This is a genomic window from Marinobacterium sp. xm-d-564 (assembly GCF_013283345.1).
In the GTDB taxonomy this organism is placed as follows: Bacteria; Pseudomonadota; Gammaproteobacteria; order Pseudomonadales; family Balneatricaceae; genus Marinobacterium_E.
The window spans coordinates 266,065-292,524 of record NZ_WBYO01000001.1 but is presented as its reverse complement, the minus strand read 5'-3'; the positions used below and the strand labels follow the sequence as shown (position 1 = coordinate 292,524).

The following is a 26,460-nucleotide window of genomic DNA, read 5'->3' as shown; positions in this document are numbered from 1 at the left end:
GCCTATTTGCCAAAAGCTTATAGGAGATTGAGTCGTAAGGCACATTTGTTCAACACACAGATGGTAGTCGAGTTATGGATTCAGAAGTAGATGTATTGTTAGTTGGCGCAGGAGCGATGAGTACGACGCTTGCCGTTATGCTCCAGGAGCTGGACCCTAATCTGAAAATGATGATGGTCGAACGTCTCAACCACGTGGCTAGCGAAAGCACCGATGGTCTTAATAACGCGGGTACTGGGCACGCAGCCTATTGTGAGTTGAATTACACCCCTCGCCAGGCTGACGGCTCAATTAACTGCAGCAAAGCTTTCTCAATTAACGAATGTTTTGAGATCAGCTTGCAGTTTTGGTCATACCTTGTGAATAAAGGTGCGCTTCCTCATCCTAAGAAGTTCATCAACACAACGCCCCACTGCAGTTTTGTCTGGGGTGAAGATAACGTCGATTTCCTTCGTAAGCGCCACCAAGCACTTTCACAGCACCCTCTTTTTGAGGCGATGGAGTACAGCGAAGATCCTGAGCAAATTCGCGAGTGGATGCCTCTAGTGATGCAAAACCGCGAAGATAACCAGCCGATTGCTGCTACTCGCGTGCGATATGGATCGGACGTTAACTTTGGTGAACTTGCGCGCTTCATGGTCAATTTCCTTGAAGTTAGTGGCAACTTCGAACTCAAACTGTCGTCAACAGTCCAAGATCTTAAACAGGAAGAGGATGGCCGTTGGTGCGTCAAACTGAAACACTCTGCTAAGCCAGACACCTACAAAGTTCGTGCGAAGTTTGTCTTCCTCGGTGCCGGTGGTGGAGCTCTACCTCTGTTGCAAAAATCTGGCATCCCTGAAGGTGAAGGGTACGGCGGCTTCCCAGTTAGTGGTCAGTGGTTGATCTGTAAGAACAAAGAGGTCATCGAGCGTCACCAAGCCAAGGTATACGGCATGGCCCCCATTGGTGCGCCACCCATGTCAGTACCCCACTTGGATACCCGTGTTATCAATGGTGAAAAAGCACTGCTGTTCGGTCCTTTTGCAGGGTTCACTACTAAGTTCCTAAAAAATGGCTCGTTGATGGATCTGCCGATGTCATTGAGCCCAGACAACTTGATGCCAATGATGTCAGTTGCCCGCAACAACATGGATCTGACCAAATATCTAATCAGTGAAGTAATGCAGACGCACGGTTCACGTGTAGAGTCACTTCGCAACTTCTTCCCAGATGCTGAAGAGAACGATTGGGAACTCTCTTACGCCGGTCAGCGTGTCCAAATCATCAAACCGGGCAATGAAACCAAGGGTAAGCTAGAGTTCGGTACAGAGGTGATCTCTGCAGCTGATGGTTCGATAGCGGCACTATTGGGCGCATCACCGGGTGCATCAACGGCAACCAGCACGATGATCTCGATCATCGAAGAGTGCTTTGCTGAGCGCATGCAGAAGTCGAACTGGTCCGAGAAGCTAAAACAGATGATTCCATCCTACGGTGAATCATTGGCGACCAATAGCGATCTTCTTCGTACGGTGCGGGCTAAAACGCTTGAGACACTACAACTGGATGAGAAAAAGGCCTCTCAAGCGGCCTAACTCTTTCTATTTCTGGGACCCCACCGGATTGGTTTATTGGCGTTAAAGGACTACCATTGCGTCAATAAGGAGTCCGGTGTGGTTAAACATTTTTTTGAACATCTTCTCGTACTGACGGTTCGGTTCTATCAACTGTTCATCAGTCCTGTACTGGGTCCGCGCTGTCGATTCTACCCAACCTGCTCTAACTATATGATCGAAGCGATTCAACTGTACGGCCCCCTCAAAGGCACACTGCTCGGTTTAAAACGCATTGGACGCTGCCATCCAGGGTCTGATGGTGGGATAGATCCGGTTCCAGGCAGTGAGCTTGAGAGCAGTTATCAACAAGAACTTGCCGAACAAAGCTGCGGCTGTTCACACCCTGAGAACAAGGAGCACTGATCGTGTTTTCTACTGCCAGCCTTACAGGCATTGCTCTGCTCTACATGGCTCTTCTGTTTGCATTAGCGATTTTTGTTGAGCGTAAGGTAAGGAAACAGTCTGGCCTTAGCTTCCAGGGACCCATCTACGCCCTCTCATTGGCGGTCTTTTTTACCTCTTGGACTTTCTATGGGAGCGTTGGATTCGCGCTTGAGAACGGACTCCAGTTCTTTGCCATCTATATCGGTGCCATTCTAGGTCTACTCTTTGGTGCCAAAGCGATCAAAAAAATGGTTCTGGCCAAAGAGAGTTTTCGTTTAACGTCCATTGCCGATTTCATATCAACGCGATATAGACGATCTCAGCGTATTGCCGCTCTGGTGACCATCATTGCGATTCTAGGACTGATGCCGTACATCGTCCTTCAGTTACGAGCGATCAATAGTGCGTTTGATGTACTGACTAACGACTCAGCAACCCAAGGCAGCTGGTCGGCTGTCATCATCACACTGACGCTCGCGTTTATTACGATTCTTTTCGGTGCCCGAAAAATTGATCCCACTGAGCGCCACCAGGGCATTATTGCCGTGTTAGCCGCCGAGTGTCTGGTAAAGTTGTTTGCCTTCATTGCCCTGGGTCTGTTTGTCACCTTTGGTCTGTTTGATGGGTTTGACGATCTCTTCACACAGGCGGAGCAGGCCAACTTACAACCGGTTTACAGCTTCGGTGGAGCTGACAGCCTTTTAACCTGGGTTGCCCTAATCATACTTGGTGCTGCCGCCATCTTGATGCTGCCAAGACAGTTTCATGTCACGGTCGTTGAAAATCCGGGTACGACACACATCAAGAGCGCCCTGACGCTCTTCCCTATCTACACGCTTGGCATCAACCTATTTGTTATTCCTATCGCACTGGCCGGGCTGTTGCTCGGGCTTCCAAAAAGCTCCGGTGATCAGTTCGTTCTACTGATACCTAAGCTCGCAAATAGTGAAGTGATGGCCCTGGTGGGTTACCTAGGTGGATTTGCCGCTGCAACGGGTATGGTGATCGTTACCCTGATTACCCTAGCAACGATGACATCAAACCACTTGGTGATTCCCATCTGGCGTCGTTTTAAACCGAATCTCAATTTAGGTGCCTCACTGCTCCATCTGCGCTGGATACTCATTCTAGGCATAGCGTTAATTGCCCATCTGTTTGCCAACCAACTCGATGCACCTTACTTGTTAGTTGCATTGGGTTTAATCTCGTTCGCGGCAGTTCTGCAGTTAGCACCCGCTGGGTTAATCGGTCTATTTTGGCGTAAAGGGAATAGTTTAGGCGCAGCACTGGGCTTATTGTCTGGCTTTATTCTCTGGGGCTTCACCTTAGTGCTACCGCCTATGATTGGTGAGGGTTGGATCGATGCCAGTGTTATGACGAATGGATTGTTTGGCCACTCATGGCTGCGTCCTAATGCACTGTTTGGACTGGAATTTTTACCCCCACTCGCCCACGGCGTATTCTGGTCACTCTTGTTTAACATCACGCTGTATGTGGTTGGCAGTAAACTCTACAAGCCTCGTAAGGTTGAGAGAGCCCAGACAGAAGAGCTGTTTAACGCCACTAACGAGGTGTTAACGGACCGATATCGCAATGCCCGCCCCACTGGGCTTGAAGCCTATATTGAGCGTGAACCGAAAACCCAAGAGGCTGAGCTTCTTCTCAACCGTTTTCTAAGCAGTGATGCGGCGGATCAGGTACTTGGCAGCATTTTGACGGACCTCCAGCTAGGTGCTCGCACTCATTTCACCATTGTCGAGTTGATGGAGTTTCATCGACTACTCGAGCAACGATTAGCCGGCTCTATTGGCGCAGCAGGTGCACATTCAGCGATTGAAGAGTCTATTCGCTACTCCGACCGGGAGTCCGCCGATCTGAAAGCGCTCTTCTCTCACATTGCTAGCGAATTAAAACTGAGCAGCTCAGAAACCGAAAACAGCCCTCTGTTTGAGTCGCTGCAAGACAATAACGAACAGCTTAACAACGAGCTCGCTAAGCTAAAAAATGCGAATAAGGTGTTAGAGGAGAAAGTTGATCGTCAGTACGAAGTGATTCATGGGCATCGCTTGGAGATACAGAAGCTAACCCATGAAAACCAGACACTGAAAGCACGATTGGGGCTCTCAACTGATGAGAGTTAGTACCCGCAGGGTAAAGAATCAGAGGAGGCTTTAGGCCTCCTCTTTTTTTAGATGAACATCCATTTGCGGGTAAGGAATGGAGATTCCCTCAGCATCAAAACGCACTTTAATCTCTTCAGTCAGTGCCCAACGGACCTCCCAATAGTCTTCGGTTTTAACCCATGGGCGCACAATGAAATTAACGCTGCTATCGGCCAATTCTGATACCGCAATTTTAGGGGCAGGATCCTCCAAGACTCGACTATCGGCCGTCACAACCTCTGTTAAGATCTGTTTTGCTTTACGCAGATCATCGTCATAACTGATACCAAAGATCATATCGATACGACGTGTCGGTCTACGGTTGTAGTTCGTGATGATCCCTGAATAGATCGAACCATTTGGCACAATCACTTCGCGGTTATCTCCGGTACGCATCACCGTATTAAAAATCGTGATCTCTTCAGCTACGCCGGATATGCCAGCCACTTCGACAAAGTCACCCTCTTTGAATGGGCGGAAGAAGATCAGCAAGACACCCGCAGCAAAGTTTTTCAACGAGTCCTGCAGTGCCAGACCGATTGCCAAACCTGCGGCACCGACCAGAGCGATCAATGAGGTGGTATCAACACCCAATTGACCCAGCGCGGCAACGATAACCAGCAGCGTCAACAGAATGCTGATGACGGAGCGGACAAAGTTGACCAGCATATTGTCCATTGATGTACGGTGCAGCCCTCTCTCAAGCAGTCGGGTTGCAAATTTGACCAACCAACGACCCACCACAAAGATGGCCAAAGCCGTGGCGATATTGATAGACCAAGGGACTAAGTAGGTATCCATAAGAGATTGCAAATCAGGCATAGTTAATCGTCCAAAAGGCTAAATTTAAGCTGCGGGTAAGGTTGATAGTGATAAATTCACCCCCATATCTACACTATAACCTAGGTAAAGCAGTTTCCCATCTATGCGTTCATTTTTTTCTCTATTTGCTCTTCTTATGTCAAGCCCACTCTATGCGGCTGATTACCATATCGCCGATGATGTTCAACTCTTCATGCACAGCGGTCCCTCTTACGAATACCGCATCGTCTCTAGAGTTCGCAGTGGCGATCCCGTTACTCTGTTAGAGCGCGGCAAAGATTACACCAAGATTAAACTGGCCGATGGCAAAGAGGGTTATGTTCTCACTCGCTACTTAGCAGAGGGTCAAAGCAAACTGACAGCTCTGCAGACTGAGCTACCGGATCTAAAGCAGCAGGTCGCGTCGCTTAGTGAAGATTTGGCAAAGAGAAACGATCAAATCGCCCAACTCGAAACAGAGTTGGCAAGCTACCGCGATGAAGCGACTGACTCGACCACAGAGCTTGTCATCAAAGATAAACGGATTCGCGAACTTGAGTTTCAAGTCGCTAATATGGATCAATCAAACCTAATGCGCTGGTTAACGCATGGCGGACTGATCGCCTTAGCAGGTTTGGTCGTTGGATTGATCCTTCCCCACCTTCCTCGTCGTAAGAAGAGACAGGATGAGTGGTTTTAATTAACAAAAACAGAGAGAAGTGAGTATGGAAATGGTTTTTCTAGGCGCTCTGTGTATAGCTGCAGCAGTGTACATCATCAGCACAAATATTCAGTCTAAGAAGCCTGTTCTGCAGCCGATTCGTATCGAAGAGCGCAGCCAGGAAAAGCGTCGCCGCTAAACTAGGTCTTCATCGGTAATGGGACGTGGCGTAAAGTCTGCGATCCCATTTTCAATGGTCCATGCACGACGCCCCTGCTCGACACGAATAACACCTTTGAATCGTGCTTGAAGGTAAGGTACGACCTCTTCAAGGGTGTCGATATCACACAGAATCACACCACCACGATCATCTTCAGTCGAAAATAGAAACGATTGCACCGTACACCTCTAATAAATATTCAAGCCAGTCTAACAACTTACTTCTACCACTTTAAGTAGGCAAAGCGATCTTTTATCTCTTGTTTGGCCAATTGATAGTCTGGAAAGAAGCGGCTGACCAGGGCCCAAAAGCGTGGACTGTGGTTCATCTCTTTCAAATGACAGAGTTCGTGAATGATCACATAGTCCTGCAGAGTGTGTGAAAGGTGTATCAATCGCCAGTTAAGCGTGATCTCACCGCGACTCGAACACTGCCCCCATTTACTCGTATAGCTGCCTATATTGACGGATGAGGGCTTTAGACCAGTGAAACTCGATAACTGTTCAGAACGTGCAATTAACTGCTGTTGGGCAGCCCCCTTTAGCGAAGCTTGAAGCTGTCGTCTGATTGACTGATCTGTTGAGCGCGCATTGACTTTAACCCTGACGGAACGGCTAGTATGACAGACCCTTTGCTCTTCCGGTGTTAATTGAGTGACCTGCTCAAGTTGGTAGTTGATGCCGTTAACGATCAGAGTCTCTGAATGCAGATCAATGGAGTGCTTACTCAGTGCCTGCTGCTGTTGTACTAGCCTAGGCGTGACCCAGGCCTGTTTACTCAGAACCCATTGCTGAATATCAGCCTCACTAATGAATAGTGGTGCTTTGACAACGACTCTACCCATGTCGATTTGAATCGACAGAGTTCGACGTCTACTGGATCGCTCTAGGGTATATTCGAACTCTATCAATCTGTGCCATCTTAACAATCCGGGTGTTACAACAGACTACCGCTTGCACTATAAGAGTCAATAATGACATCGGCCAATTCATTGGCACTGTTCCAAGCTCCTGCCAAACCGGGCTCATTAATCCAGTCTCCACAGGCGCCAATCGAAAGTTCAGCATCCCACAGAGGTTCCGTTAATTGAGCACTCTGCAGAGTTCGACTGTAGAGCCAACGGTGAATTTTTGAGGCGCTAGGCTCTATCGATTCACCCAGCCACTCAGAGAATAAGCCCTCAATTTTTTTCAGAAGAAGCTCTCGGTCATCATCAATGTGTGATTCGCTCCAAGATTCACGCATTTCAACTCGAACCAATAGACCCTCTCGGCCGGGTTTGTCACTCTCGACCACGATACGATAGAACTCCGGATGCTCTCCCTCAATTACAGAGACTCCGTCTAAACGCGATGGTCGCTTCTCTAACTGAAACAGTGCAATCCAATTGGCTGAAGTTGCTGCTTGCTCAGCGCGATGAGCAAAGCGTGGTGAGGTTTCCAGAAGTGGCACCGCCTGTGGCGCGGGGGCGGCAACAACTACCGCATCAAAATAGTCGATCAGTTCACCTTGATCATCTCGAATGAGTACACCCTGCTTATCGCTCCACACTACACCAATACGGGTTTCAGTGTGAAGCGTAGTGCCTTTGAGTAGTTCACGAGTAAACAGGCTGTTACGACCCGCACCGATCTTGTACTCAACGGATTCATGTTGTGTGAGGCTAAAATCGGAGCGCGTAGTACTCCAGGTCTCAATCACACCCGTTTCGACATACGCATTTAAGAAACGCTCAAACTCGCTGGAACAGCCATCTAGATAGGGAGCACCTAGGTCAGCAGAGAGTTGACCCAGGCGAGTAGAGGCCAATCGCCCACCCGTTCCTCGTGATTTTTCAAATAGATCAACAGTAAAACCTGAAGAGGTCAGTCTATTGGCGAGTGTAGCGCCGGCTAAACCAGCGCCGATAATGGCTATCCTTGGCATATTGTTCCTATGAGTTGGGCTCTTCCGCAATGGCTTTTTCAACGGTATTAATAAAGCCTCTGTTTTCGGGCGAAGTGACACTTGAGTAGACATCAATGACTTTACCATCACGGCCAATCAAGTACTTGTAGAAATTCCATTTCGGAGCGGTTCCTGTCGCAGCAATCAAATCCGCCCATAGAGGACTCGCTTGATCACCACGAACCACTGACTTCTCAAACATCGGGAACTTCACACCGTAAGTTAAACGACAAAACTCTCTGATCTGCCCCTCCTCACGATACTCCTGGTTGGCAAAATCACCGCTAGGGAAACCTAACACTGCAAAGCCTTGGTCTTTGTACTTAGCATGCATCGCTTCAAGACCTTCATACTGCCCGGTAAAACCACACTTACTGGCTGTATTGACGATCAAGACCACTTTGTCTTTGTACTCTTCACAGAGGTTGACCTCTTTTTCACCAGCCAGCTCACGAACGGTATGATTCAGCACGTTAGTGCAAGTATCAGCTGAGGCTGTTTTAAAGCCAAAAACGGCTGCCAGTAGGGTTAATATTTTCATAAGCTTCATTGTGCGCCTCGGTGTTGATTTTTACTTCAATATTTACGCTCAGATAGAGGTTTCGGATGACCGATACAGAGGATGACAGGTTGAAACCTGTTAAGTACACGGATGTGCTGTATGCGGTAATTGCAGGAGCAAATTACTGTCACCGGTGCTTTGAACTATCTACGGAGTAACCGTGACTGGCTTCAGCCTGTCATCGGCTCTTAGTCATCGGTGATTTACCCTACAACCTGCCCTTGTAGTTTGTTAGCATAGTCGCCTACATTCACGGAGCACTGCGATTCACTAATGGTCTGCATCTCCAATATAAGGAGAGAAAGATGCAAATCGCTGACAAAACTGTTGTCTCTATTCACTACACTCTTACCAATGCTCTGGGCGAGACGATTGATAGCTCTGTAGGACAGGATCCTCTTGTCTACCTACAAGGTGCTCAAAACATCATTCCCGGTCTAGAAAACGCCCTAACTGGTAAAGCGGTTGGTGATGCACTTCAGGTTACCGTTGAACCGGCTGAAGGCTATGGCGAGATTCGTGATGAATTGATCCAAGAAGTTGATCGCAGCGCGTTCCAAGGCGTTGATGATATCGATGTTGGCATGCAGTTTATGGCTCAAACACCTTGGGGGGAGCAGCCTGTAACCGTTGTTAAAGTTGAAGGCGACCAGATCACTCTTGATGGCAACCACCAGCTTGCTGGTGAAACGCTCAACTTTGATGTTGAAGTGGTTGAAGTACGTGAAGCAACCGCTGAAGAAGTTGAGCACGGTCATGTTCATGGAGCTGGCGGTCACCACCACTAATCCACCATCGATCTAACATTAAAAAAGCCGAGTTAAGTAACTCGGCTTTTTTGTGATTGTTGCAAGGGAACCTGCGAACAAGTCCATAGTATCTCAGCGAGACCTGAAATGTGCAGATACAAGGCGCTTCTCGCCGCTAATGGCCGTAGCCCTTAGCAAGAGGAGCAACGCAGTAGATGCATATTGCAGGCCACGCCCTTGGGGGCTTACAGTCAAATCCACCCTCTGTGTTGCGCTTTCTTGACTTAGCCCGCTAGGCCTTCGAAACCACGCCTTGATGATGAATTCGACTGTAAGCCTGAGATGCCATGGACTTATTCGCAGGTTCCCTAGAGCAACGGGATCAATCGCTTATTTGCGATCATCCGAAGTGGCTTCGATACGGTGAATACTTAGATCCGCACCACGGAACTCGTCCTCTTCATCCAGACGGATGCCCGCTACTGCATTCACAATACCGTAAACCAGGAAGCCACCGATCAAGGCCACTGCGATACCTGCAAGAGTACCCACAACCTGAGCACCTAGGCTTACGCCACCAAGACCGCCTAGTGCTTGGCTACCGAAGATACCTGCTGCAATACCACCCCAGGCGCCACATAGACCGTGTAGAGGCCATACACCCAGAACGTCATCGATCTTCCACTTATTCTGAGCCAGTGTGAACAGCCAAACAAATAGTGCACCGGCAATACCACCTACAAACAGCGAGCCAATTGGGTGTAGAACGTCAGAACCAGCACAGATCGCAACAAGACCCGCAAGCGGACCGTTGTGAATGAAGCCTGGGTCGTTCTTACCAAGAAGGGTCGCAACGATGATGCCGCCGACCATTGCCATCAAGCTGTTGACTGCAACCAGACCAGAGATACCGTCCAGTGTTTGAGCCGACATCACGTTGAAGCCAAACCAACCGATACATAGGATCCATGCACCTAGAGCGAGGAATGGAATGTTTGATGGTGGGAACGCCACAACACGATCGTTACGGTAACGACCTTTACGTGAACCTAGAACCAAAACAGCCGCTAGGCCGATCCAACCACCGACACCGTGGACTACGACAGAACCAGCGAAGTCGTGGAAGCCTGCACCAAAGGTCTCTTCAAGCCAGCCCTGGAAACCGAAGTTACCGTTCCAGATGATGCCCTCGAAGAACGGGTAGACTAGACCCACACAGAGTGCAGCTGCGATAAGCATTGGGTAGAAGCGAGCACGCTCAGCCACACCACCCGAGATAATTGCAGGAATCGCTGCCGCAAAGGTCATTAGGAAGAAGAATTTCACCAACTCATAGCCGTTACCTTCCGCTAAAGTGGCTGCATCGGCAAAGAAGGTGACGTCGTAGGCAATCCAGTAGCCAACAAAGAAGTAGACCACTGCAGAGAAACCGAAGTCGGTCATGATCTTAACCAGTGCGTTGACCTGGTTTTTATGACGGACAGTACCTACCTCAAGGAATGCGAAGCCAGCATGCATCGCGAATACCATGATGGCACCCATCAAAATGAATAGTGTATTGGAACTTTGTACCAGTGTTTCAACGGCACTGTTGATCGTTTCCACCCTTAATCTCCTCAAATTGCTTAGAAATGCACATATAGGGTGCAGCTCTATATTTCATGCACACTTTTGGTGCATTTAATGACTATGCGATGAGTTTTAGACGGCTTAATAAAAAAAGATAAAATGTTTTTTCTATCTACTTTCAATAACTTAAAAACTAATCACTCACTTTCAGCAAACTCCGTGCTGCAAGACTGTGCATTAGTTAGCAAGTAACGTACCAACTTTGGGCATTAAACGAATTTTATGCCTTATGGCGGATCTCAAAGCTGTAGTGAATCTTCGAGTTACGTTTGAAATCAGGATCAATCGTACGATGAGAAGTATCCACAATCTCAAAAGCGTCGAGCTGCTCGTAGTCCAACTTAAAGCGGCGATAGTTATTTGAAAAGATCAGAAGCCCACCGGGTTCAAGCAACGCCATTGCCCCTTTAATCAGCATAACGTGGTCACGCTGCACATCTAGGATGTCAGACATTCTCTTAGAGTTAGAGAAGGTCGGTGGATCCATAAAGATGAGATCGAAGGTCTCTGAACGAGGGCGATCAAGCCACTGAATACAGTCCGCTTGAACAAAATCAGCACGTTTAGCGTCAAGTTTGTTCAGTTCAAAATTGCGTCGGGCCCAATCGAGGTAGGTTGCCGACATATCGACACTGGTCGTGCTGATCGCACCACCGGCAGCCGCATGGACACTGGCGGTAGCGGTGTAACAGAAAAGATTTAGGAAACGTTTACCCTTAGCGAGAGACTGAATCTGTTGCCTAACAGGACGATGGTCTAGGAAAAGACCTGTATCTAGGTAATCTCTTAGGTTGACCTCGAACAGACAGCCATGCTCTTGTACCGTCAGCGTCTCACCCTGTTCGGTCTGTCGTTGATACTGATCGCTGCCCTGCTGACGCTTGCGTTGTTTCAATACAATCGAGTCTGTGCCCAAAGCAAACACTCTTCCTACAACGGCCATCACATCTTGAAGTCGCTTAAAGGCCTTTACAGGATCGACTTTCGCAGGCGGCGCATACTCCTGAACCACAATCTGATCAGCGTATCGATCGATTGCGACCGCGTACTCTGGCAAATCAGCGTCATAGACTCGGTATGCCTCGATTGACTCACGTTTCACCCACTTAGAGAGCTGTTTAAGGTTTTTCTTAAGTCGGTTCTCTAACATCAGCGCCCCTTCAGACAGGGGTGCACTACCTTGGTGCGCAACATCCGAATCGGAATCTGCACTGTTTTGCGGCACACCCTCCTGCGGGTAGACGGTAAATAGCAATAATTGACTGGGCAGTGCGCCATTAAAGAGCTTGTAGAGCTTGTCTGCACGCAGACCCATCACCTTGCCAAGCTCAGGGTTCGAAGTGAACACCCCCACACGCCAGTGATGCGCTTGGGCTTTTAAGAAATCACCCAGCTGGCTGTAGAGAAATCTTAGACTTGAACGATCACCCAATCGCTCACCATAAGGGGGGTTAGTAATTAACAGCCCTTTATCTTCAGGCGTTGGAAGTGACAAGCTGGCCAGATCACAACGTTCAAAATGGACGAGTGATTCGACACCTAAGGCTTGAGCGTTGTTGTTTGCACGCTGCAGAACGCTTGAATCGGCATCAAAACCACTTAGACGAGGGTAACCCTCTCTGTTTAGCCCTGCTTCACGGCGCTGTTTTGCATCTTGGTAGATCTCTTGCCAGATAGACGGCTGGTGTTGGCACCAACGATCAAAGCCCCAGCGACGACGTAACAGACCCGGCGCAATATCCGCCATCATCAATGCTGCTTCAGTGATTAAAGTTCCCGAGCCACACATAGGATCGACGAGCTGTTTAAAGTCACCTTGATTGGACCAACCCGCACGCATTAATAGCGCTACTGCAAGATTCTCTTTAAGCGGTGCGGCACCGGTTTGAAGTCGGTATCCACGGCGGTGCAGACTCTCACCGGATAGATCAATCGCTACCTGAGCTGTCGTTCTGCGCAGATGAACATTGATGCGCAGATCAGGGTACTGTTTGGCAACAGAGGGGCGACTGCCGGTCTCTTCACGAACGGAGTCAACAATCGCATCTTTCACTTTAAGAGCGCCAAAGTGGGTGTTGTTGATCGACTCATTACGGCCGTTAAAATCAACGGCTAACGTCCCTTCAGCCCGAATGTGCTCCAGCCAATTAATCGACTTAACATCGTTATAGAGTGCTTCTGTCGAGGTCGCATCAGCCTCTTTCAAGAGCAGCAGTACTCGGTTTGCAAGACGTGACCACAAACAGATCGTATAAGCTGTGGCAAGATCACCCTCTACCTGAACCCCTGCTTGAGTCTCTTTTAACCCCTCTATACCGATCGACTTCAACTCGGCTAGCAGTAAAGACTCAACGCCCTTAGGGCAGGTAACGAATAATTTCATTTCAACACTCAATTTGGTTAACGCCGAATGAAATGAAAAATTTTCATCCGCTATATTGGCTCTATTTTAAAGCATTACGCTTCATCTGTAAGTCACTGATTCAGCCGACTTTGCTGCTGACGCGAAAAGGCTAAACCTATTAGAAGGGGAATTTAAATTGAGCAATACAATTACTTAAAATTGCCAATCTGGTCTATTACTAGGTTGTGACTACCAATTGTTGTCGCCAAAACATCACTGCGAAAGCAGATACTCACTCAATACGAGGCGTATATATGAAAAGACAGAAACGAGAACGTAGCAATTCACTATACAAACGCGGTTTTACTGCCGGACTGGAGGGTAAATCACAGTCAGATTGTCCGGTATCAACGACAGACTTACGCAGCCACTGGATGACAGGATGGCGCGAAGGGCGAGAAGCCCACTGGAATGGCCAATCAGGTGTTTCAGCGATACAGGTCAATCCAAGTTATCACTAACAACATTTAATCAAGTAAGGCTCCTAATGATACCCATAGGAGCCTTTTTCGTTTTAAGATCCTCACTTCACAGTTAAACACCAATGTTAAGCAGGGCTAATGGAACAGATTTACTTTGCTGGGGGCTGCCTATGGGGTGTCCAAGAGTTCATTCGGCATGTTCCTGGCGTCATCTCCACGCAAGCAGGTCGAGCCAATGGCACGTCTAACAGGACAGACGTTGGGTACGATGGCTATGCGGAGTGTGTACAGATCGACTTCAACCCTGAACAGATAGCCCTAGTCGAGCTGATCGAGTGCTTGTTTGAAATAATCGATCCCTACAGCATCAACCAACAAGGCCAAGATATTGGTCCCAAATACAGAACGGGGATCTACAGTCGAGAGCGCGAACACTTGGACGAAGCACACCGAATACTCAAAAGCCGCGAGGATTATAAACAGCTGGCTATTGAGGTACTCCCCCTATCCAACTATGTCAAAAGTGATGACGAGCACCAGGACCGACTGACACGTCATCCAGAGGATCATAGTTTCTGCCACATCCCGTTAGCACTGCTCTATAAATACAAAAAAGCCGCTAATCGATAGCGGCTATTCAGTGTCAAAGCGTTGAACTTAACGGTGTCCCAACAAACGACGATCACGAATCGCTTCAGCCGCTTCAGTGATCAGTTTAGGACCACGGTAGATAAAACCTGTGTAGACCTGAACCAAGCTAGCACCCGCCTCGATCTTCTCGACAGCGTCAAAACCTTCAGTGATACCACCAGCACCTATGATAGGCAAAGCACCATCCAACTCACGCGCCAAGATTTGGATCGCACGAGTCGATAGGTTGCGTACTGGAGCACCGCTCAAACCACCCGCCTCTTTCGCAAATTCAGAGCTCTCTACACCACCTCGTTCAATGGTGGTATTGGTCGCAATCACACCATCCATCTCGTAGGTTTTAAGTAGATTAGCAGTCGTTACGAAACCCTCTTCATCCATGTCGGGCGCAATTTTGATCGCGATCGGGACGTATTTGCCGTGAATACCTGCCAAGCGGGCTTGTTCATTCTTCAGCATGTCCAAAAGAAGGTTGAGACTATCGCCCTGCTGAAGATCACGAAGACCTGGCGTGTTCGGAGAGGAGATGTTAACTGTTATATAAGTAGCGTAGGGGTAGACCTTACGCAAACAGATTAGGTAATCATCGGCCGCATTTTCATTAGGGGTATCTTTGTTCTTACCAATGTTGATACCCAGTACGCCTTTAAAGTTAGACGCTTCAACGTTCTCAATCAGGCGATCCACACCCAGGTTATTAAAACCCATGCGATTGATGATCGCGCTGTGCTCAGGAATACGGAATAGACGAGGTTTAGGGTTGCCCGGTTGTGGACGAGGAGTCACGGTACCGACTTCAACAAAACCAAAACCCATGGCCGCCAGACCGTTGATAGCACCCGCGTTCTTGTCCAGACCCGCGGCCAATCCAACGGGGTTGGGGAAACGAATCCCCATGACTTCCGTCGGAGCGTCCACCATTTTCGCACCAAGAAGCTTCGGCATACCCAGATCGGCGGCCAAGTTCATACTGCTCAGTGCAAGGTCGTGAGACTTCTCGGCATCTAAGCGAAACATCAAAGAGCGGGCTAAGTCGTATAACATGATTATCCAATCGAAATTTTAGTTGTGCGAATTATACAGAGTGGTCAATCTGAATGACAGTTTGCTTAAGTCACCGGTGTCATAAATAATATTCATCTATCTATTCAGGAGATCAGCCGGTGACTCAGCACAATAAGCACAACCGTTTAATGGGCATTTTAGGGGTCCAAGGCGTTGATGTTAGAGAGAACCACAGAGCCAAACAGTGGGGAAGCATTTTTGAGTGGCCACTTCTGTTTCTGGCGTTTTGGATACTGATCGACTGGTATTTTCAAACCACAAACCATCACGAACAGCTCGCCATTATCGGTTTGAACGACTGGGTGATCTGGGGCTTTTTTACCTTAGATCTGGTAGTTACGTTGGCGTTAGTAGACAACAGACTGCGATACCTAAAAGGCAACTGGATGAGCCTGGTCATCGTGCTGACCGGAATTCCGATTTTATTGAACGCTTTAGGCCTGCAAAGCGGGGTCTTAAGATCACTGAGACTGCTGATTTTTGCCAGTATATTCACACGACTATCTAGCGATCTTCGCTCGGTGTTAGGCCGGCATAACCTTGGAGTAACTCTGGCGATCGCACTAGGATTTCTGATACTAGCTGCCTTCCTCATCTCTGGACTGGATCCGGCGTTTAAAAACCCAATCGATGGCTTCTGGTGGGCTTGGGTCACGATGACAACCGTCGGCTACGGCGACCTTGTTCCAACCACCCTTGAGGGGCGTATCGTTGGCATGCTTCTAATTTTGGTTGGCATCGCGATCTTTTCAATGCTGACCGCAAGCTTCTCTGTCTTTTTTATCGAAAAAGAGGAAGAGGAGAAAAATGACCGGGAAGACGCCATGGTGCGACGCCTTCAGATGCTTGAAGCTCGTTTAGAGCGAATAGAACAAAACCTCAATAAAGCGGTGACTTCGTTGGAGCAAATTCAAACACTCGAGTCTGAAAAACGCTCACCCAAAAGTTAACGGATTAGATAACAGCGGTTAAGGCCTGATCGAGTGAAGGGTATTTGAACTCAAATCCGTGCTGAGTCAACTTCGAAGGAATCACAGCCAAGCCCTCCGTCAGCAGTGCAGCCCCCTCTTTACCAAGCATCAACTTGGGCATAAAAGCTGGCATTGGCAAAAAGGTTGGACGCCTCAAAACTTTGCCAAGCTCCTCTGTAAATACTTGGTTAGAGACTGGATTAGGTGCGGTCAAATTGAAAGGCCCACTCGCATCAGGGTTATCAATCAAAAATAGAATAACGTTGACCTGATCGTCCAGATGAATCCAGGACATCATCTGCTGACCGTCGACAATGCGACCACCTAATCCCAGTTTAAAGGCAGGTAGCATCTTCTTAAGGGCGCCACCCTTACCAAGCACGATACCCGTTCTGAGCAGCGCCACTCTGACACCCTCTTGTTCTGCACTTAAAGCTATGTTCTCCCAGCTTTGGCAAAGCTCACTGGAGAAGTCTTGAACCAGAGGTTGATCCGCCTCAGAAAGCGTCTGATTACTGCGAGTCGCCCCGTAAAAACCGATCGCTGAGCCACTGACTAGCACCTTGGGTTTAACCTCTTGTTGAGCAATCCAACGCACTAACTGCCCCGTAACTCCTTCACGACTGGCACGCAGGGCCACTTTTCGCGAGTGAGTCCAAGGTTTATCAGCGATCGGTAAGCCTGCTAAATTGACAATGGCATCGACAGCGGTGTTCAAGTCAGACAAATTTGAGATTGTTTGAACACCGGCCACTTTCGAGGATCGTTTGTGTATCAATAGAGTGACTCGGTCACCTCGAGCGACGAGCGCTCTAGCGACTGCATCACCAATAAACCCTGTACCGCCTGTCAAAAGAATGTGCATGCTGTTAAACCCTTAACTGTTTGCTTTATCTACGTCCCATGCTAGCGTTCGGACTGCTAAAGCTAAAGGAAGAATCGATAATGTTTACTGGTATTGTTCAAGGTGTGGCGACTGTCACTGCTCTAACCCCAGCCGATAATTTTATGACACTGCAGCTTGAGTTCCCGGAAAACTGTTGTGATAACTTCCAGATCGGAGCCAGCGTCGGACTTAATGGTACTTGTTTAACGATTACCTCATTTGAAGGTAACAGAGCCAAGTTTGATGCGATCCAATCGACACTAGAACTGACCAACCTTGGCGATTTGCAGGTCGGGTCACTGGTCAATTTTGAACGTGCCGCTAAGATTGGCGATGAGATTGGTGGGCACCTAATGTCGGGCCATATTTGCGACCGAGTAGCGATAACAGCGATCGAAAAGACAGAGACCAATTGCCGAGTTGAGTTTGATCGTCCGAGCCAATGGGCACCCTATCTATTGGATAAAGGGTTTGTCGGACTGAATGGCTGTAGTTTGACGATGACGCAAGTAACAGAAGACCGTTTCTCTGTCTGGCTCATTCCAGAAACCTTGGAGCGTACACTGTTTGGCAAAGCAGAGGTAGGTGATCTGATCAACCTAGAGATCGACCCTCAAACGCAAGCGATTGTCGATACGGTCGAACGATACCTTCAGGAGCGCGGCAAAAACTGATCTCTGTGCTGCGCGATTAACTGCTCTAACTCAGTTGAGATAGAACGAACATTGGCGCGACGCCTCAGCTCTAGTGGCGTCAGCAGCCAGTAGCTTCGTATAAAGCTAATCTCCTTTGGCAGAACCTGAACAAAACGCGGGTCATCTTGCACCATATAATGGGGTAACACCCCAAACCCTCCACCATTAGCAATAAACTGGAATTGGGACATCACCGTTGCCCCCTGAAAGCGCTCAATCAGTTGGTCATCGATCAATCGGTTAAACCCTAACTGCTCAGTGTAGAGTATATCGGGAATATAACCGGCAAACGGGTGCTGTTTAACCGATTCAATATCCTCTAAATCTACGGAATTATTCTGCAGATACTCACGACCTACATAGAGAAAAAGCTGGTAGTCCGTCAGTTTCTTACAATGAATATCCCGCCTCTCAGAGGGCTCCAATGTGATCGCTATGTCCACCTCACGCTTCATCAAGTTAAGGCTCTGTGGAACGGGTACCAAGCGTAGGTTTAGATCAGGGTTACGATGGACAAAATGGGTTAATTGATTTGCTATAAAGAGGTTTCCCAAACCATCTGGCGCCCCAATTCTTAGGTTCCCGGATAGGGATCGCTGATCTGAAGCCGCTCTCTCTTTGGTCAAGACAGTAATGTCTTCACACTGTTGAGCCAGAGGCAAAACAGCTTCACCGGCCGGAGTGAGGTGCAAGCCTTTATCATCCGCCTCAAACAGTGGGGTTTGCAACGCATCTTCAAGAGCGGCTATTCGACGCGACACCGTTGTATGGTTCACGCCCATTCGTTTTGCTGCAGTCAAATAACGACCCGCGCGAGCGACCTCGAGAAAGTAACGCAGATCGTTCCAATTCAATTTATCATCCATCATCTGTGCAATTTAGCACAACAAACCAGCAAAATAATCAAAAATTACTGCACAAATAATCATAAGATGGTGCACACACTAATAAGCATAGAAAGGATAACGCCATGTCTACTGTCAAAGATCTTGGAACTTACGATTACGTCATCGTTGGCGCTGGGTCTGCCGGCTGTGTATTAGCCAACCGTTTGAGTCAAGATCCAAATACTCGTGTGCTTCTGCTTGAAGCGGGTGGCAGTGACAACCAGTTTTGGGTCCATGTTCCAGTGGGTTACCTCTACTGTATAGGCAACCCAAAAACTGACTGGTGTTTCTCAACCGATGCCGAAGAGGGGCTTAATGGTCGTTCACTTATCTACCCTCGCGGTAAAGTAATGGGGGGCTGCTCTTCGATTAACGGCATGATCTACATGCGTGGGCAAGAGCGTGACTATGATGAGTGGGCATCATTAGGCAATCAAGGCTGGAGCTGGCAAGAGGTTCTTCCTTATTTCAAACGCTCTGAACGACACTACCAACCCGCTGATGAGTTCCACAATGATAAAGGGGAACTGTTCGTTCAAGAGCAGCGCTTGAGCTGGCCGATTCTAGAAGCCGTTCGAGAGGCGGCTGAAGAGGTTGATGTACCGAAAACCTCAGACTTCAACCGTGGTGATAATGAGGGTTCAGGTTATTTCCCAGTTAACCAAAAAAATGGCATTCGCTGGAATGCACGCAAAGCCTTTATCAACCCCGTTAAAGCACGTCCTAATCTCACCATTATGACTCACGCTCAAGTCACCAAGCTGCGTATTGAAAACCGACGCGTTGTGGGTGCTGATCTCATCGTTAACGGGCAAGTTGCGAGCGTAACGACCGATAAAGAGCTACTGCTCAGTGCCGGTGCGATCAATTCGCCACAAATTCTACAGCTTTCTGGCATTGGCCCTGCCAAGGTTTTAGCGGAGCACAAAATCGAGATGGTGCACGAGCTCCCTGGTGTCGGTGAAAACCTACAGGACCACCTACAGTTGCGAACCATCTACACCGTTGAAAACACCAAAACTCTGAATGAGTGGCAGTCGACCCTGTTGGGTAAAGCGCAAATTGCGGCTGAATACTTCCTAAAACGTTCAGGCCCCATGTCGATGGCTCCCAGTCAACTCGGTATCTTTACTAAGTCCTCGGATGAGCACGCTACGGCGAACATTGAGTATCACGTTCAACCTCTATCGCTTGAGAAATTCGGTGAGGATCTGCACGAATTTCCTGCAATCACCGTCTCGGTCTGTAACCTGCGTCCAGAGAGCCGCGGTACCTGTCATATTCAATCGACTGATCCTAATGTTCCGCCAGCAATTAAACCGAACTACCTTTCGACGGACGGCGATCGCAAGGTTGCAGCAGATAGCTTACGCCACGCTCGCAAACTAATGGCGACTCAGCGTTTAAGTGAATTCAATCCGATTGAGTTAAAACCGGGTGCACAGCTTCAATCTGATGAAGAGTTAGCGAAGGCCGCAGGTGATGTGGGTACAACAATATTCCACCCAGTTGGCACTGCAAAAATGGGCAGTGATGAGATGTCCGTTGTGGATGCGCGATTGAGAGTGCACGGTATTGACGGTCTGCGTGTGGTGGATGGTTCAGTGATGCCAACCCTTACTTCGGGTAATACTCATGCACCGATCACTATGATTGCAGAGAAAGCGTCTGACATGATCCTTGAGGATAACGCTTAAACTAAAAGGGGCAGATCAATGATCTGCCCCTTTGGGATTGAGACTATTTGTAGATTCGCTCATCAAAAGGATCTACAGGCTCTTCCAGCATTTCGTCCTCTTTGAAGAAGAGTACGCGTCCTTCGAACTTAAACCCTTTAGTCGAGAACCAGCGTTCTGCCTGTTCACGCCCCTCTTCCGCTTTTCTCACCTCCAACCAAGCCATCACGACTCGATAGAAGAAGATACCAAACAGAGCAGCACTCGCGCCTAAGAAGAAATCAGAGGCTAGAGCGAAAATCAGTAGCACCAATGCAACAATCCAGACCTTAGAGCTTCGCGCATTTTTCAGTGCATCGTTTTCAGCCCCGTACTGATCTAGAAAGTTCAGGTAACGACGGTAGTTCTGTTGCAGATCAAACTTAATCGCAGAATCGATAGAGATAGCCATACCGATGACTCCTATTACACCAAGCTCTTACTGACGACTTCATAAACATCGGGCGACAGCGCCTTCTGCTTCATGATGCGTTCCAGTTGAGCTCTCATTAACTTTTGCTTATCACTAGTATAGCGCTTCCAGCGAGTTAAAGGCGTTAACATTCGCGATGCAATTTGAGGGTTCTGTTCATTCAAGCGAATGATCCAATCAGCCAAGTATTGGTAACCCGAGCCATCCGGCGCATGGAATTGAACTGGGTTTGCACTGGCAAAAGCACCAATCAGACTGCGCAGTTTATTGGGGTTTTTTGCATCAAATAGCTCATCGTTTTCAAGTGCTTTAACTCGATCCAGAGCGCCCTCTTTGGAGTCACAGGCCTGCAGTGAGAACCAACTGTTCATCACCAGCGCTTCACCTGACCACTGCTGCTTGAATGCCGCAAGCGCCTGTTTAGCTGCTTGGGCATCTTCAGAGTGAACCAGTGCCGCCAGTGCAGACTGTTGATCCGTCATATTGTCAGCGCTGTTGAACTGCTCCATTGCTAACTCAATGGCGCCTTCATAGTTAGCCGCGATCAGGTAACTCAAGGCTAAATTTTTCAGACTGCGCTTAGCCACCTGATCTGCTGTTGGTTGGTAAGCCTCTTTAGAGGTGCAACGCTGATAGACTGCCATCCACTCTGGTGCTAGGGCTTTGCCTAGTGCTTTGACAAAGGCTTTACGAGTCGCGTGAATCGCTTCAACGTCAATAACCTCAGCTAATTCACTCAGATAGGCTTCGCTCGGCAAGGTACATAACTTAGCGAGCATCGCCTCATCTAAGGACTCATCTTCCAGTAACGCTCGCCAAGCATCTAAAAGCGCTGCGTTGGGTTCGACCGCCGCACCCGCAATGCCTGCTTGCAGTTTATTCACTAAGTAGCGCTGTCCCGACTCCCAACGGTTAAAGCCGTCAGTATCAAAACGCATCAGATGCAGCAGTTGCTCATCTGTGTAGTTAAAACGTAATTTGATCGGTGCTGAGAAGCCGCGAAGAAGAGACGGTGTTGGCTGTTCAGAAAGACCTTCGAAACTAATGCTCTGTACCTCTTCCCTAAGTTCCACCACACCTGAAGAGAGTTCAGTCCCCTCTTCTGTAAGCAATCCAAAACGGATGGGCATATGGAAGGGTGCTTTATGATCTTGACCTGGAGTGCTTGGGCAGCTCTGTTTGAAGGTCAGTTGGTAGGTTCCTGATGCAGCATCCCACTGATCAGAGACCTCAACCACAGGGGTACCTGCTTGAGAATACCAGCGTTTAAACTGTGTTAAGTCGCGCCCTGAAGCCTCTTCCATTGCCGCCACAAAGTCATCCGTCGTAACGGCCTGGCCATCATGACGATCAAAGTAGAGATCCGTACCTTTTCGGAAAGTCTCTTCACCCAAAAGCTGATGGATCATACGCACCACTTCTGCGCCTTTCTCATAGACGGTCAGCGTGTAAAAGTTTGAGATCTCGATAAACGATTCCGGTCTCACCGCATGAGCCATGGGGCCTGCGTCTTCAGCAAATTGTGCCGTTCGCAGCAGTGTCACATCTTCGATTCGCTTCACGGTTCGCGAGTTCATATCGGCCGAGAACTCCGCATCACGAAAGACGGTAAAGCCCTCTTTAAGACTTAACTGGAACCAGTCACGACAGGTGACACGGTTGCCTGACCAGTTATGGAAGTACTCATGAGCAACCACCGCCTCTACTCGCTGAAACCCAAGGTCTGTTGTGGTCTTTTGACTGGCTAATACACAACTGGTGTTGAAGATATTGAGCCCTTTATTCTCCATCGCACCCATGTTGAAGAAGTCGACGGCCACGATCATGTAGATATCAAGATCGTACTCACGGCCATAGACCTCTTCATCCCAGCGCATCGATCTCTTTAGGGAGTCCATCGCATAGGCAAGCTTGTCGTGATCTTTAGGTTCAGCAAAAATTTGCAGCTGAACTTCACGTCCAGAGGCTGTTGTGAACTGATCTTCAATGCAGCTTAAATCACCCGCCACTAAAGCAAACAGGTAGGCGGGTTTGGGGTGTGGATCCTGCCAAGTAACCCAGTGACGTCCGTCATCAGTGACCCCTTTATCAACGGCGTTACCGTTTGATAGCAACACGGGATACTGTTCGGGATCAGCAATGATGGTTGTCTCAAACAGGGACATCACATCAGGGCGATCAAGGTAGTAGGTGATGCGTCTAAATCCCTCTGCCTCACATTGGGTACAGAAGACACCATCCGAACGGTAGAGACCTTCCAATGCAGTGTTCAGCTGTGGCTGAATGCGACAGAGCGTTTGCAGAGTAAATTGATCAGGAACAACCTCAATCGTCAGTGTCTCATCCGTGACCTTATACTCGCCTTCAGGCACCTGTTGGTCATTAATGCAGATTCGTTTGAGCTGAAGGTCTTTATCGCCATTTAAAATCAGAGGGGCGTTGCGAAGATGAGATTCGGGGTTACGGCGCATCTGCAATGTTGCAAAGACTAACGTCTCCTCTTCATCCAATTCAAAACGAAGCGCTACTGAGTCGATCAAAAATTCAGGAACACGGTAATCTTTTAGATAAATTGTGTTGGGTTGTTCACTCAAGATTGTCTCTCCAATCACGCGAAAAATTTAATGTTATAGGCGCCAAACTTGCGCAGGTTGATCACGCCCGTATCTAAAATGAGGTACTGGCCTTTAACCCCTTCTAGGATGCCCTCTACAACGGGCGTTTTATCAAAGTTGAAACTGCTTACCTTAGTGGGGTGGTTACGCACTGGGAAGTTAATTTCAACGACCTCTGCATCAAGCTTACGGATCGCATCACCAGATTGAGCAGTGATGAGCTGTTGCAAGGGCTCATCACAGAGTTCAAACAGACGGTCGCGCTCCTGTTTCAGATCAAGAGGCAGAACATCACCTTTCAACATGGCACGCCAATTGGTTTTATCGGCCACCTGTTTAGCAAATATCGTTTCAACAAGACCTGACTGCAGGCGGTTATCGACCTCCATAATCGGAAGTGCTTGCACAGCTCCCTGATCAATCCAGCGAGTCGGGATCTGAGTTTGGCGAGTAATACCCACCTTGAGCCCCGAAGAGTTGGCTAGATAGACGATGTGCGGGGCAAAACAGTTCTTCAAACCCCAGCTTTCATCACGACAGGTTCCTTCGGCAAAGTGACAGGTTTCAGGCTTTACGATACAGGTGTCACAGCCCGGAAGTTTTTTGAAACAGGGGTAACAGAAACCTTGATTGAAACTTTTATTGGATTTACGACCACAGGAGAGGCAGTTGATTTGTCCGATGTACTCAAGGCGAATGGGTTGGCCAATAAAATCATTCACTAACGGGCCAGCCTCGCCGTTCAGAGAGAGCTCATAACGAACAGGAGAGTCGAGATGCACTCGCATCTTCTCCAATACACCCTCTGCTCGCAGCGATAAAGCGTCATTAGTCATCGGTTAGGATTCTCAACACGTCAGGCTGCATTGGATCCGAACCATGCTGTTTTCCATCAGGACGAGTACGATCGATGAAACCTACACGCTGATCCTGTGGTATGTCACGCGCCACCTCATAGGCAATGACCGCACGCATACTGGTCTCACGCTGTTCAGGAGATAGTTTTTCACCATTGGGCCATTTACCAATTTCAACGGCCACTTTGAGCGCCTGATAGACATCAGGCGTCATGGTTTCGATCATTTTTTCGTAATTCAAACCGCTACCCATTCATTCAAATTTGAAGCGTTCAGAATACCATAGAGAGGATCGTTTGAGAGGGCTTTTGATACTGGCTTTTAAGAGGATTTGGGCAGCCAAACTCGGCTAATTAATGCGAAGGCCAAACCCGACAGCAGACCGGCCAAATGAGCGGTATTAGCAATAGCCCCTAAACCTATGAATTCCAGCGCTCCGGTATATCCCAGAGCCAACCAAAAAATCATGAACCCAAACAGCGCTTTAGGGAGCATAAACAACGGCCTACTGCTCAATTGATCCCATAACCAGGTGTAACCCAACACAGCAAAGACGACACCAGAGAGACCACCAAAGAGCGGGCCCGTCACCCAAAACTGAGCCAGATTAGAGAGGGCTGCCGAGAAAAGTACCAGCAGCATAAAGTGGGCCGTCCCCTGAAGGCGCTCTATCGAACCACCGATCATCCAGACCCAAAGCAGGTTGAACAGGATATGTAGCAGAGAGAAGTGCATAAACATCGGAGTCCAAATCCGCCACAACTCCCCCGATGAGAGCATAGTACTCAGTGTGTGATACTCAATCTGGCTGGAGCTGAGTGTAAAGTCGGCAAAACTGAATCTCACCATCCAGTCAGCGTTGCCCCCGAAATCGATGAGCAGCGTAATGATGGCTGATAGAAAAATCAGTAAAGCCGTCGCAGGCATTTGTTTTAGCTCTGAAATTTTAAAGGGGGTTCGGCTTTTAGGGTTGTGAACTTGCACATTGATGTTGGCGAGATCCCCACCCTCTCGCCAATAGTGAAAGAGTTCGAGGACTTTTTCGCGGTTGATGTGGGCCGCAACAAAGAGTGTTTGGCTGTCACCCTCTTCCACCACCCGATGAGGAATGGCGTTAGCCCATAAAAATTGGGTGAACTCTGTTAGATCGACCCTTAGATCGGTTTTAACCACAGGAACCACTAGCGCGGGAACTCCGCATCGACATCGACCCAGATGAACTTGCTGCTATCGAGCGTCTTTTCACCATCGAATCGGTAGGCCACCAACTTACCGTATTTAACCGCACTGTAATCTAGGCAGGCGATGTTATCGGCAACCGGTTTAGGTTCACCTTCACACCAGTAGTGGCCGATAAACAGTGGCCGCTCATCGCGCGAATAGAACTGCAGATCCACGTAATCAGCGGGTGTTAGCTCGGTACGAGCTATATGCTCCGGCAAAGGATCAGGTTGAAACACCACATCCCCCATTCGTTTAGGCTCTTGCGCCCAGAAACGAGTTCTGAAGAAGTGGCGTCTAAATCCATCTTTGCTGATCATCACTTCATTGTTGGGCAGTCGCAAATGGGTGCCACGGGTCAATCGATCCATGACCAAGAACTCAAAACTGTGCGGTTTGACAGAGTTCAAAAGAAATTGCTTATCCACGACTGGAGCAGAACCCACTCGCTCTTTTAAACGGTTGATCAAGGTTGAGTGCCAACAGGCATGCACCACTCGCAGATCATCATGCTCGATGAACAGTGGAATCGACTCAATCCAATCCAACAGCTCTTGTTCATCCGATTGACGATGAGCAAATTGATCTAAAGTCTCTTGAACAATGCGTTGGTGTCTGGGCGTGTGCTCACGTAGAAAGTCACCACTACCATCACCCTTAGGCGTTTTATAACAATAGTAGTTGTATTCGTGGTTACCCATGACAATTTCGGCGCCCGACTTTTCCACCATGGCCCGAACGATCTCATAGGTCTCAACAATACGTGGACCACGATCGATTACATCACCGAGGAAAATAACGCGGCGGTTAGGGTGACGGTATGCACCATCAATTTCCCTGTATCCCATGCGGTTGAGCAGAAGCTTTAAACTCTCGCCGCAGCCGTGGATATCGCCAATTAAATCTATACCCTGTCTCTGCAAAA

At 48.5% G+C, this 26,460-nt stretch carries 27 protein-coding genes; 11 read left to right on the top strand and 16 right to left on the bottom strand.

Annotated elements, in window-relative coordinates:
• Positions 1-74: 74 nt before the first annotated feature.
• The 3 genes from mqo to XMD564_RS01525 all read left to right on the top strand — a co-directional run bounded on the left by mqo (position 75) and on the right by XMD564_RS01525 (position 4,123).
• On the top strand, positions 75-1,577 hold the full coding sequence (gene mqo, locus XMD564_RS01535; RefSeq protein ID WP_173480594.1) for a malate dehydrogenase (quinone): 1,503 nt from the start codon (positions 75-77) through the stop codon (positions 1,575-1,577).
• A 78-nt stretch (positions 1,578-1,655) separates the two neighbouring features.
• Positions 1,656-1,961: a membrane protein insertion efficiency factor YidD gene (yidD, locus tag XMD564_RS01530; protein ID WP_371740231.1), complete on the top strand. Its 306-nt coding sequence runs from the start codon at positions 1,656-1,658 to the stop codon at positions 1,959-1,961.
• A 2-nt stretch (positions 1,962-1,963) separates the two neighbouring features.
• On the top strand, positions 1,964-4,123 hold the full coding sequence (locus XMD564_RS01525) for a hypothetical protein (RefSeq protein WP_371740230.1): 2,160 nt from the start codon (positions 1,964-1,966) through the stop codon (positions 4,121-4,123).
• A gap of 30 nt (positions 4,124-4,153) precedes the next feature.
• On the opposite strand, the gene XMD564_RS01520 is transcribed toward XMD564_RS01525, so the two are convergent.
• Positions 4,154-4,966: a mechanosensitive ion channel family protein gene (locus XMD564_RS01520; protein WP_173480592.1), complete on the bottom strand. Its 813-nt coding sequence runs from the start codon at positions 4,964-4,966 to the stop codon at positions 4,154-4,156.
• A 103-nt stretch (positions 4,967-5,069) separates the two neighbouring features.
• Between XMD564_RS01520 and XMD564_RS01515 the strand changes: the two genes are divergently transcribed.
• Together XMD564_RS01515 and XMD564_RS11460 are read left to right on the top strand one after the other, a co-directional pair.
• Positions 5,070-5,645 carry a TIGR04211 family SH3 domain-containing protein gene (locus XMD564_RS01515; RefSeq protein ID WP_173507681.1) on the top strand — a complete coding sequence of 192 codons (576 nt, stop codon included), beginning with the start codon at positions 5,070-5,072 and terminating at the stop codon, positions 5,643-5,645.
• A gap of 25 nt (positions 5,646-5,670) precedes the next feature.
• Positions 5,671-5,805, top strand: a complete 135-nt coding sequence (locus tag XMD564_RS11460) for a hypothetical protein (protein ID WP_256415742.1) — start codon at positions 5,671-5,673, stop codon at positions 5,803-5,805.
• Here the strand turns inward: XMD564_RS11460 and XMD564_RS01510 are convergent.
• From XMD564_RS01510 to XMD564_RS01495, 4 genes are read right to left on the bottom strand one after another with little or no spacing between them, the layout of a single operon-like run.
• Positions 5,802-6,005, bottom strand: a complete 204-nt coding sequence (locus XMD564_RS01510; protein ID WP_173507680.1) for a hypothetical protein — start codon at positions 6,003-6,005, stop codon at positions 5,802-5,804. The genes XMD564_RS11460 and XMD564_RS01510 overlap by 4 nt on opposite strands.
• A 44-nt stretch (positions 6,006-6,049) precedes the next feature.
• Positions 6,050-6,736 carry a M48 family metallopeptidase gene (locus XMD564_RS01505; protein WP_173507679.1) on the bottom strand — a complete coding sequence of 229 codons (687 nt, stop codon included), beginning with the start codon at positions 6,734-6,736 and terminating at the stop codon, positions 6,050-6,052.
• Between the two features lie 26 nt (positions 6,737-6,762).
• A complete protein-coding gene (locus XMD564_RS01500; protein WP_173507678.1) occupies positions 6,763-7,752 on the bottom strand; it encodes an NAD(P)/FAD-dependent oxidoreductase in 990 nt (329 codons plus the stop codon).
• 7 nt (positions 7,753-7,759) lie between these two features.
• A complete protein-coding gene (locus tag XMD564_RS01495; RefSeq protein WP_173507677.1) occupies positions 7,760-8,323 on the bottom strand; it encodes a glutathione peroxidase in 564 nt (187 codons plus the stop codon).
• A gap of 317 nt (positions 8,324-8,640) precedes the next feature.
• On the opposite strand from XMD564_RS01495, the gene XMD564_RS01490 reads away from it, so the two are divergent.
• On the top strand, positions 8,641-9,123 hold the full coding sequence (locus tag XMD564_RS01490) for a peptidylprolyl isomerase (protein ID WP_173480586.1): 483 nt from the start codon (positions 8,641-8,643) through the stop codon (positions 9,121-9,123).
• A 351-nt stretch (positions 9,124-9,474) separates the two neighbouring features.
• Here XMD564_RS01490 and XMD564_RS01485 read toward each other — a convergent pair whose 3' ends face one another.
• Together XMD564_RS01485 and rlmKL are read right to left on the bottom strand one after the other, a co-directional pair.
• Positions 9,475-10,689, bottom strand: coding sequence for an ammonium transporter (locus XMD564_RS01485; RefSeq protein WP_173505656.1), 1,215 nt, complete (start codon positions 10,687-10,689; stop codon positions 9,475-9,477).
• A 244-nt stretch (positions 10,690-10,933) separates the two neighbouring features.
• Positions 10,934-13,096: a bifunctional 23S rRNA (guanine(2069)-N(7))-methyltransferase RlmK/23S rRNA (guanine(2445)-N(2))-methyltransferase RlmL gene (gene rlmKL, locus XMD564_RS01480; protein ID WP_173507676.1), complete on the bottom strand. Its 2,163-nt coding sequence runs from the start codon at positions 13,094-13,096 to the stop codon at positions 10,934-10,936.
• A gap of 275 nt (positions 13,097-13,371) precedes the next feature.
• Here rlmKL and rmf point away from each other — a divergent pair, with 275 nt between their 5' ends.
• Together rmf and XMD564_RS01470 are read left to right on the top strand one after the other, a co-directional pair.
• The gene (gene rmf, locus XMD564_RS01475) at positions 13,372-13,578 is read left to right on the top strand and encodes a ribosome modulation factor (protein ID WP_173480583.1); all 207 of its coding nucleotides are present in this window, start codon (positions 13,372-13,374) and stop codon (positions 13,576-13,578) included.
• 99 nt (positions 13,579-13,677) lie between these two features.
• Complete coding sequence (locus XMD564_RS01470) at positions 13,678-14,169, top strand: peptide-methionine (S)-S-oxide reductase (RefSeq protein ID WP_173507675.1); 492 nt, start codon at positions 13,678-13,680, stop codon at positions 14,167-14,169.
• Positions 14,170-14,196: 27 nt separating this feature from the next.
• Here the strand turns inward: XMD564_RS01470 and XMD564_RS01465 are convergent, their stop codons facing one another.
• Positions 14,197-15,234 carry a quinone-dependent dihydroorotate dehydrogenase gene (locus tag XMD564_RS01465; RefSeq protein WP_173495227.1) on the bottom strand — a complete coding sequence of 346 codons (1,038 nt, stop codon included), beginning with the start codon at positions 15,232-15,234 and terminating at the stop codon, positions 14,197-14,199.
• Between the two features lie 119 nt (positions 15,235-15,353).
• On the opposite strand from XMD564_RS01465, the gene XMD564_RS01460 reads away from it, so the two are divergent.
• The gene (locus tag XMD564_RS01460) at positions 15,354-16,205 is read left to right on the top strand and encodes an ion transporter (RefSeq protein WP_173507674.1); all 852 of its coding nucleotides are present in this window, start codon (positions 15,354-15,356) and stop codon (positions 16,203-16,205) included.
• 4 nt (positions 16,206-16,209) lie between these two features.
• Here XMD564_RS01460 and XMD564_RS01455 read toward each other — a convergent pair whose 3' ends face one another.
• Complete coding sequence (locus XMD564_RS01455) at positions 16,210-17,091, bottom strand: TIGR01777 family oxidoreductase (RefSeq protein WP_173507673.1); 882 nt, start codon at positions 17,089-17,091, stop codon at positions 16,210-16,212.
• An 80-nt stretch (positions 17,092-17,171) separates the two neighbouring features.
• Here XMD564_RS01455 and XMD564_RS01450 point away from each other — a divergent pair, with 80 nt between their 5' ends.
• Positions 17,172-17,786 (top strand): riboflavin synthase subunit alpha, encoded by a 615-nt coding sequence (locus XMD564_RS01450; RefSeq protein WP_173495225.1) that lies wholly within the window; start codon positions 17,172-17,174, stop codon positions 17,784-17,786.
• Here XMD564_RS01450 and XMD564_RS01445 read toward each other — a convergent pair.
• The gene (locus tag XMD564_RS01445; protein ID WP_173480577.1) at positions 17,765-18,661 is read right to left on the bottom strand and encodes a LysR family transcriptional regulator; all 897 of its coding nucleotides are present in this window, start codon (positions 18,659-18,661) and stop codon (positions 17,765-17,767) included. The genes XMD564_RS01450 and XMD564_RS01445 overlap by 22 nt on opposite strands.
• Before the next feature lie 116 nt (positions 18,662-18,777).
• Here XMD564_RS01445 and XMD564_RS01440 point away from each other — a divergent pair, with 116 nt between their 5' ends.
• Positions 18,778-20,391, top strand: a complete 1,614-nt coding sequence (locus tag XMD564_RS01440; protein ID WP_173507672.1) for a GMC family oxidoreductase — start codon at positions 18,778-18,780, stop codon at positions 20,389-20,391.
• A gap of 43 nt (positions 20,392-20,434) precedes the next feature.
• Here the strand turns inward: XMD564_RS01440 and XMD564_RS01435 are convergent, their stop codons facing one another.
• The 6 genes from XMD564_RS01435 to XMD564_RS01410 all read right to left on the bottom strand — a co-directional run bounded on the left by XMD564_RS01435 (position 20,435) and on the right by XMD564_RS01410 (position 26,458).
• The gene (locus tag XMD564_RS01435) at positions 20,435-20,821 is read right to left on the bottom strand and encodes a hypothetical protein (RefSeq protein ID WP_173483291.1); all 387 of its coding nucleotides are present in this window, start codon (positions 20,819-20,821) and stop codon (positions 20,435-20,437) included.
• Between the two features lie 14 nt (positions 20,822-20,835).
• Entirely contained in the window at positions 20,836-23,439 is a 2,604-nt protein-coding gene (gene pepN, locus XMD564_RS01430) for an aminopeptidase N (RefSeq protein WP_173507730.1), read from the bottom strand.
• An 11-nt stretch (positions 23,440-23,450) separates the two neighbouring features.
• Positions 23,451-24,293, bottom strand: coding sequence for a DUF2797 domain-containing protein (locus XMD564_RS01425; RefSeq protein WP_173507671.1), 843 nt, complete (start codon positions 24,291-24,293; stop codon positions 23,451-23,453).
• Positions 24,286-24,555, bottom strand: coding sequence for a YeaC family protein (locus XMD564_RS01420; protein ID WP_173507670.1), 270 nt, complete (start codon positions 24,553-24,555; stop codon positions 24,286-24,288). Before XMD564_RS01420 ends, XMD564_RS01425 begins: the two co-directional genes overlap by 8 nt.
• 80 nt (positions 24,556-24,635) lie before the next feature.
• On the bottom strand, positions 24,636-25,496 hold the full coding sequence (locus XMD564_RS01415) for a rhomboid family intramembrane serine protease (RefSeq protein WP_173507669.1): 861 nt from the start codon (positions 25,494-25,496) through the stop codon (positions 24,636-24,638).
• A complete protein-coding gene (locus XMD564_RS01410; RefSeq protein ID WP_173483293.1) occupies positions 25,496-26,458 on the bottom strand; it encodes a metallophosphoesterase in 963 nt (320 codons plus the stop codon). The genes XMD564_RS01415 and XMD564_RS01410 overlap by 1 nt, the downstream gene beginning before the upstream one ends.
• Positions 26,459-26,460: the final 2 nt, after the last annotated feature.